This window comes from Cellulomonas sp. ACRRI (assembly GCF_022346185.1).
In the GTDB taxonomy this organism is placed as follows: domain Bacteria; phylum Actinomycetota; class Actinomycetes; order Actinomycetales; family Cellulomonadaceae; genus Cellulomonas.
Genome location: NZ_JAKRMS010000156.1, coordinates 1 through 8,416, shown reverse-complemented (window position 1 = coordinate 8,416; position 8,416 = coordinate 1). Strand labels below are relative to the sequence as shown.

Here is an 8,416-nt window from a genome sequence, read left to right as displayed (position 1 = left end):
CCCGCACGCCCCACCCTGCCCGCACGACCCCGGACATCGTCGAAGGAGATCCCATGTCCACCACCCGCACCCCGCGCCGTCGAGGCCGCGTCCTCGCCCCGGTCGCCGTGCTGTCCGTCGCGTTCCTCGCCGCCTGCACCTCCAACGCCCCCGCGGAGGAGGACGACGGCGGCACCGAGGCCGCCCCGGTCGCCGTGTCCGACAACGACGAGGCCGGCGACACGGTCGTCATCGGGTTCTCGGCACCGGCCGCCGACCACGGCTGGATGGGCGCCATCACCACGGCTGCCCAGAAGGAGGCCGAGAACTACGAGGACGTCGAGCTCCGGGTCGCCGAGGGCACCAACGACGTCAACGTGCAGATCAGCCAGATCGAGGGCTTCATCAACGACGGCGTGGACGCGATCGTGCTGCTGCCGTTCGACGGCGGCGCGCTGACGGACGTCGCCACGCAGGCGATGGAGGCCGGGATCCCGGTCATCAACGTCGACCGCGAGTTCTCCAGCCCGTTCGCGTCCCGGGCCACCGTGCTCGGCGACAACTACGGCATGGGCGTCTCGGCCGGCACCTACATCTGCGAGCGGCTGGGCGACAACCCGGACGCCGTGGTGGCCGAGATCGCCGGCATCGACTCGCTGCCGCTGACCCAGGACCGCAGCCAGGGCTTCGCCGACGCGCTCGACGACTGCGGGCTCGACGTCGACAACCGGGTCGCCGCGGACTTCACCGTCCAGGGCGGCGAGCAGGCGGCGGCGAACCTGCTGCAGGCCGCGCCGCAGATCGACGCGATCTGGAACCACGACGACGACCAGGGCGTCGGCGTCCTGGCCGCGATCGAGAACGCCGGCCGCGACGAGTTCTTCCTGGTCGGCGGCGCCGGCTCGGCGAACATGATGCGCGAGATCCAGGACGAGTCCTCGGTCGTCGAGGCCACCGTCATCTACCCGTCGACGCAGGCGGCGGACGGCATCAAGCTCGCCCGGCTGGTCGCGCACGAGAAGTCGCTGAGCGACCTCGCGTCCTCGGGCGTCCCGCGCACCGTCCAGCTGTTCGCGCCGGTCGTCACGGCCGACAACGTCGACCAGTACATCGACTCGGCCTTCGAGTCCTGATCCGGTCCGCGGGTGGCGCCGGTCGCCGGCGCCACCCGCGCCCAGGCAAGGAGGTCTCGTGATGGACGGGACGACGGCCGCGCCGCTCGGCGTCGGCATGGTGGGGTACGCCTTCATGGGCGCCGCGCACTCGCAGGCGTGGCGCACGGCCCCGCGGTTCTTCGACCTGCCGCGCACGCCGGTCATGCGGGTGCTCGGCGGGCGGGACGCCGCCGCCGTGAAGTCGGCGGCGGAGCGGCTCGGCTGGCAGGAGACGGCCGGGTCGTGGCAGGAGCTCGTGGCGCGGGACGACGTCGACCTGGTCGACATCTGCACCCCGGGCCGGACGCACGCGGAGATCGCGGTGGCCGCGCTGGAGGCCGGCAAGCACGTGCTGTGCGAGAAGCCGCTGGCCAACACCATCGAGGAGGCCGAGGCGATGGTCGCCGCGGCCGAGGCGGCGGCGGCCCGCGGGGTGCGCTCGATGGTGGGCTACACGTACCGGCGGGTGCCGGCGGTGCAGCTCGCGCGGCAGCTCGTCGCGGACGGCCGGATCGGCGCGGTGCGGCACGTGCGCGTGCAGTACCTGCAGGACTGGCTCGCCGACCCGGAGGCGCCGCTGTCCTGGCGGCTCGACAAGCAGCAGGCCGGGTCCGGCGCGCTGGGCGACATCGGCTCGCACGCCGTGGACCTGGCGCAGTTCATCACCGGCGAGCGGCTGACCGGTGTCTCGGGGCTGATGGAGACCTTCGTGCACGAGCGGCCCGTGGCCGCCGCGTTCGCGGGGCTGCACGGCACGGGCGGGACCGAGCGCGGCCCGGTCACCGTCGACGACGCCGCCGTCTTCCTCGCCCGGCTGTCGGGCGGCGGGCTCGGTGTGTTCGAGGCCACCCGGTTCGCCACCGGCCGCAAGAACGCCATCCGGCTCGAGGTGAACGGCGAGCGCGGTTCGCTGGCCTTCGACTTCGAGGACATGAACGTCCTGCACTTCCACGACGCCACCGAGGACGCCGCCGTCGCGGGGTTCCGGCGGATCGTGGTGACGGAGCCGCAGCACGCCTACGTCGGCCACTGGTGGCCGGCGGGGCACGGGCTCGGCTACGAGCACGCGTTCACGCACCAGGTCGTCGACCTGGTCGGCGCGATCGCGGCGGGCGAGGACCCGTCGCCGTCGTTCGCCGAGGGGCTCGCCGTGCAGCGCGTGCTCGACGCGGTCGAGCGCAGCGCGGCCGACGGCAGCCGGTGGGTCGCCCTGGCCTGACCGGCCGGGGGCGGCCCGCCCGCACCCGCAGCACACGATCAGCTCGCCGCTCGAGGGGGAGGAGGTGGGGACCGCGCCACGGCCGACGACGACGTCGGCCGGCTGAGGAGGCCGGGTTCCCGAACCGTGGGGACGACGCAGGAGCCCGACCTCTGTGACGAGATCCCGTAAGGAGCTGCATCACCCATGAATCGTACGCAGCCGCGCTCGCAGCGCGGCAGGAGAATGGTGGGTTTCACCCTCGCCGGGGTGCTCACCGTGACGGGGCTCGCGCTCGGCGCGGGACCCGTGGTGGCCCACGACGGCGTGGACCACGGGGCCGAGCCCGGCGCGGAGGCCGCGCTCGACTGGGGCAACTACGAGAAGACGACGCTCACCAAGGACGTCGGGGAGCCGCTGGACCTCGCGGTGCTGCCGGACGGCCGGGTGCTGCACACCGCCCGCAACGGCGACGTCCGGCTGACCGACCCGGCCACCGGCGTCACCCGGATCACGAACACGATCCCGGTGTACGCGAACTCCGAGGACGGCCTGCAGTCGATCGGCATCGACCCGGACTTCGAGGAGAACAACTGGGTGTACCTGGTGTACGCCCCGCCCGGCAGCACCCCCGCGGGCTCGGCGCCGAACACGCTGCCGGCCGGCCAGGACGAGTCCTACTGGGACCAGTGGGTCGGCGTGAACCGGCTGTCCCGGTTCCAGTGGACCGGGGAGGGCCTGGACCTGGCCTCCGAGCAGAAGATCCTCGACGTCGAGGTCCAGCGCGGGCAGTGCTGCCACGTGGGCGCCGACTTCGACTGGGACGCCGAGGGCAACCTCTACCTGGGCACCGGTGACAACACCCCGGCCGGCACCCCGGGCGCCAACGGCTTCGCGCCGAACAACGACGCCCCGGGCATGAACCCCGGCTTCGACTCGCGCCGCGGCGCGGGCAACACGAACGACCTGCGCGGCAAGATCCTCCGGATCCACGTCGAGGAGGACGGGTCGTACACGATCCCCGAGGGCAACCTGTTCCCGGAGGGGACCGAGGGCACCCGCCCGGAGATCTTCGTGATGGGCGTCCGGAACCCGTTCAAGCTGGACGTCGACCCCGAGACGAACTCGCTGTCCTGGGGCGACTACGGCCCGGACGCGACCAAGGCGGCCGCGGCCACCGCGGGGCGCGGGCCGATGGGGCTCGTCGAGTGGAACGTCGTCGGCCTCGACGACCCGCACAACTCCGGCTGGCCGTACGTGACGGGCGACAACGTCGCGTACAACGACTGGGACTTCGCGACGAACACCCCCGGCGCGTTCTTCGACCCGGAGAACCTGGTCAACGACTCGCGCTGGAACACCGGCCTGACGGACCTGCCCCCTGCCCGCCCGGCCACGCTGTACTACGGCGACGCCCCGGGCGACCAGCCGCGGGACGAGCTGGTGAACTTCGGCACGGGCAGCGGTCAGGGCCCGATGGGCGGCCCGGTGTACCACCGGCCCGCCGACGCGGGCAGCGACGCGTGGCCGGCGTACTGGGAGGGCAAGGCGTTCTTCGGCGAGTTCTCGCAGGACTACGTCGCGGCGTTCACGGTCGACTGGGACACCTTCGAGGTGACCCACATCGAGGACGTCACGCCGAACGCGGCGATCACGGCCGACGGCTGGCCGCCGATCGACAACCCGATGGACATCGAGTTCGGCCCGGACGGGTCGATGTACGTGCTCGACTACGGCGACGGCTTCTTCCGGGCCAACCCCGACGCGGGCCTGTACCGGATCGCGTACGCCGAGGGGAACAAGGCGCCGCGCGCCGAGTTCACCGCCACCCCGACGTCCTCCTCGTCGGCCCCGCTCACGGTGCAGTTCGACGCCTCGGCGTCGAGCGACCCCGAGGGTGGTGCGCTGACCTACGCGTGGGACTTCGACGGTGACGGCACCTTCGACGCCACCGGCGTCGAGGCGGAGCACACCTACACCGCGATCGCGGCGTACACCGCGCGGCTCAAGGTCACCGACCCCGACGGCAAGTTCACGCTCACCTCGCACCCGATCTCGGTCGGCAACCAGGCGCCGGAGGTCACGCTCACCCACCCGGAGAACGGCGGCTTCTTCACCTGGGGCGACGCGGTGCCGTTCCGGGTCACCACCCAGGACGCCGAGGACGGCACGACCACGGACTGCAGCCGCGTGTCCTGGACGTACGGCCTGGGCCACGACGAGCACGCCCACCCCGAGGTCTCGGGCACGGGCTGCCAGGGCGCCTTCAAGACGAACCCCGACTCGCCGGAGCACGGCCCGGGCGCGCTGCTCTACGGCGCGGTCGTGGTGACGTACCGCGACGCGGGCGCCAACGGCCTGCCGGCCGCGTCGGGCGAGGCGACCCTCCGCCTGAACCCGCGCGAGCAGCAGGCGGAGCACGCCGCTCGCACCGGCGTCACGGTGTACGCGGACGAGACGGCCTCGGCCGGCAACGCGGTCCGCGGCCTCGGCCCGGGCGACAGCCTGCGCTACTCGCCGGTGTCGTTCTCCGGCATCACCGGTGCGGTCGTCCGGGCCAGCGGCGGCGGCGAGGTCCAGCTCCGCTGGGGCGCCGCCGACGCGGCGCCGTTCGCGACCGCCGCCGTCCCGGCGGGGTCCGGCTGGAAGGACGTCGAGATCGCGTTCGACGCCCCCGACGGCACGGGCGAGCTGTTCGTGACGTCGGCGGACGAGCTCGCGGTCGACGCGCTCACGATGGTCGGCCCGGGCGTCGCGGACGTCACCGCGCCGACCGTGGCGCACACCCTGACCCCGGCGGCGCCCACGGGTGCCGGCGGCGTCTTCACCGAGCCCGTGCGGTTCGCCGTGCAGGCCGCGGACGACGGGGCGCTCGCCAGCGTGCAGTACTCGCGCGACGGCGGCGCCACCTGGACGAACCTCGCGGCGAACCAGCAGTACGGCGTGACGTTCCCCGAGAGCGGCGCGTACGACCTGCGGTACCGGGCGACCGACACCCAGGGGCTGGTCTCCGAGGTGGGCTCGGTGCAGTTCACGATCGACCTGGACGCCCCGGAGGAGCCCACCGTCGACACCACCACCACGGCCACCGTGGCCGCGGGGCGGGTGCCGTTCGGCGCCCCCGGCGAGGTCACGGTCGCGGTCGCCGCGGCCGAGGGCGTCGCCTCGGGCGAGGTCGTGCTGACCGTCGGCGAGACCGAGGTCGGGCGCGGGACGCTCGGCGCGGACGGCACGGCCGTCGTGGCGATCGACCCCGCGCTGGGCGTCGGCACGCACACGGTGACCGCGTCCTTCGTCGGCGGCGAGGTCTTCAAGCCCTCGTCCGGCACGGTCCGGCTCACGGTGGCGCGCACCACGTCCACGGTCGCCGCGACGGTGTCGCCGAACCCGGTCAAGCCCGCCGTCGCCGCCAAGGCCACCGTCCAGGTGACCACCGGCAGCGGCGTCGCACCGGCCGGGGACGTCACGGTCACGGTCAAGCGCAACAACCAGACCGTGGCCACGCTCACCGGGACCCTCGACGCCTCCGGCGCGAGCGTCGTCTCCCTCGGGCGCCTGCCCGAGGGCAGCTACAAGGTCGACGTCGCCTACGGCGGCACGGCCGGCATCTCCGGCTCCACCACCAGCACCACCCTCACCGTCCGCAGCTGACCGCGCGCCGGCGGCCCGGGTGACCGGGCCGCCGGCCGTCTCGAAGGAGAGACATGAGCACGCACCAGCACGCCTCGCTCCCGAACCGGCCGATGAGCCGGCGGGCCCTGATGAAGGCCCTCGGCGCCTCCACGGTGGCCGTCGGGCTGGGGACCGCACTCGGCGCCTCGGGGGCCTCCGCCGCCGGACTCGCGCCGACCGCCGCACCGACCACCGGGCGGACCCGCCTGGTCCCGGCCAACCGCATCGGCATCCAGCTGTACACGATCCGCGACAAGGTCAGCTCGCTCGGCTTCCGGGCCGTGTTCGAGGAGCTCGGCCGGATCGGGTACGCGGAGGTGGAGTTCGCCGGCTACACCCAGGGCAACGTCGGCGCCATCACCCCGGCCGAGATCCGCACCCTGCTCGACGACAACGGTCTCAAGGCGGTCGGCTCGCACGTCAGCACCCAGCTGCTGCGCACCGACCTGGCCAACCAGATCGACATCGCGCACACGCTCGGCATGCCGCACCTCGGCACCGGCAACGCGCCCACCAGCACCGCCACCAAGGAGGGCTACCTCGCCGCCGCGGAGGAGTGGAACGGCTGGGGCGAGCAGGTCAAGGCCGCCGGCCTCAAGCTCTACCAGCACAACCACGACGGCGAGTTCCGGTTCGACCCGGTCGACCCGTCGGTCCGGCTCTACGACGTGTTCTACGACAACACCGACCCGGACCTGGTCTACCTGGAGATGGACATCTACTGGGCGTACGTCGGGCAGCACAAGTACCCGGGGTTCGAGCCGGTCGACTACGTCCTGCGCAACCCGCGCCGCTACCCGCTGCTGCACCTGAAGGACGGCAAGGCCAACGAGGCGAGCGCCAACGGCTACGACATCATCGAGTTCGGCGCCGGCGACCTGCCGTACCAGCAGTTCCTGTCCCAGCTCCGCACGCGCGGCCAGCACTTCGGCCTGTACGAGCAGGACAACGCCTCGACGGTCGCCGAGCCGCCGAACCCGCTGAACTCCCTCGGCAACGCCGACCGCAGCTACGACGCCATCGCCGGCCTGCGCGGCTGAGCGAGAAGGAGACACGGACATGAAGCGGATCTACTCGGTCCCGGCCGCGCTGGTGGGCGCGTTCGGGCTCGTGGCCCTCGGCAGCACCGTGGCGCAGGCGGCCTCGACCGACTGCACCACCGACCTGGGGGACCAGACCATCACCGGCGACCTCGTCGTCCCGGCCGGCGCGGACTGCGTGCTCGCCGGCGCGACCGTCGAGGGCTCCATCACCGTCGGCGCGGACGCCTGGCTGGACGCCACCTCGGTCACCGTCACCGGCGACGTCGTCGCCACCGACGCGTACGGCGTGCTGCTGGACGGCACCCGGGTCGACGGCGACGTGAGCGCCTACACCACCGGCTCGCGCGTCGGGTTCCTCTACCTGAACGACCTCGAGGTCGGCGGCAGCGTCGCGGCCGGCGGTCTCGACGTCGAGGTCACCGGCTCGGACATCGCCGGCGGCCTGACCACGCAGGCGGCGACCTACGTCGACCTGCTGCAGACCGGCGTCCAGGGGGAGGTGTCGATCGCCGACTCCGACTGGGGCGTGACCGTGGCCGGGGCCGTCGTCGGCGGCGGTCTGTCCGTCACCGGCTCCAGCCGCGACGTGCTGATCGGCGCCACCGCCGACGGCGCGGCCGACACCTGGGGCAACACCGTCGGCGGCGACCTCGTGCTCACCGGCAACACCGCGAACCTGCGGGTGGCGGGCAGCACCGTGCTCGGCACCATCCGGCTCGCCGACAACGACCCGGCCGCCGCGTTCGGCCCGGGCAACACCGCGGGCGGCGTCGAGGGCGACCACACCGGCGAGGCGCCCGGCTCCGTGGCCGCCGGCGACCAGGCCCTGGCCGTCACCGTGCCCGAGCAGCGGGCGGGCGAGCTCGTCTGGTCGCTCGAGGGCACGTCGGGCCTCGTGAACCTCGGCGTCGCCGAGGAGCTCGAGGACCGGTACCGGGCGACCGGGGAGATCGTCCCGGTGCGCGTGCAGGACACCCGCGCGGGCGACCCGGAGTGGTCCATCACCGCGCAGGTCAGCGACTTCGTCGCCGGGGGCCAGACCCTGTCGTCGAGGTACCTGGGCTGGACGCCCGAGGTGCTCGAGAACGGCGGCGACGCCGTGGCCGGGCCCGCGGTGCCGTCCGGCTTCGAGGAGGGCGACGGCCTGTCCGTGGCCCGCACGCTCGCCGAGGCCGAGACCGGGCACGCCCGCGGCTCGTCCCTCGTCGGGGCCGACCTCGACCTGCAGCTCCCGCTCGACGCCCCGCAGGGCACCTACACCGCCACCCTGACGCTCACCGCGCTCAGCTGACGGCCCCGCAGTCCCCGTCCCCGCCCGCCCGGTCCTCGTCCCGGGCGGGCGGGGGCGGCACCACCCCGTAGCGCCGCAC

The 8,416-nt window shown here is 73.7% G+C and carries 5 protein-coding genes; all 5 read left to right on the top strand.

Annotation, left to right across the window (positions count from 1 at the left end):
- The first annotated feature begins 53 nt into the window (after nt 1-53).
- Nucleotides 54-1,112 (top strand): substrate-binding domain-containing protein, encoded by a 1,059-nt coding sequence (locus MHY85_RS18955; protein ID WP_239199522.1) that lies wholly within the window; start codon nt 54-56, stop codon nt 1,110-1,112.
- Between the two features lie 61 nt (nt 1,113-1,173).
- Nucleotides 1,174-2,352, top strand: coding sequence for a Gfo/Idh/MocA family protein (locus MHY85_RS18950; RefSeq protein ID WP_239199519.1), 1,179 nt, complete (start codon nt 1,174-1,176; stop codon nt 2,350-2,352).
- A gap of 186 nt (nt 2,353-2,538) precedes the next feature.
- Nucleotides 2,539-5,982: a PQQ-dependent sugar dehydrogenase gene (locus MHY85_RS18945; protein ID WP_239199516.1), complete on the top strand. Its 3,444-nt coding sequence runs from the start codon at nt 2,539-2,541 to the stop codon at nt 5,980-5,982.
- A gap of 53 nt (nt 5,983-6,035) precedes the next feature.
- Nucleotides 6,036-7,043 carry a sugar phosphate isomerase/epimerase gene (locus MHY85_RS18940; protein ID WP_239199513.1) on the top strand — a complete coding sequence of 336 codons (1,008 nt, stop codon included), beginning with the start codon at nt 6,036-6,038 and terminating at the stop codon, nt 7,041-7,043.
- 19 nt (nt 7,044-7,062) lie between these two features.
- Nucleotides 7,063-8,337, top strand: coding sequence for a hypothetical protein (locus MHY85_RS18935; protein WP_239199510.1), 1,275 nt, complete (start codon nt 7,063-7,065; stop codon nt 8,335-8,337).
- Nucleotides 8,338-8,416: the final 79 nt, after the last annotated feature.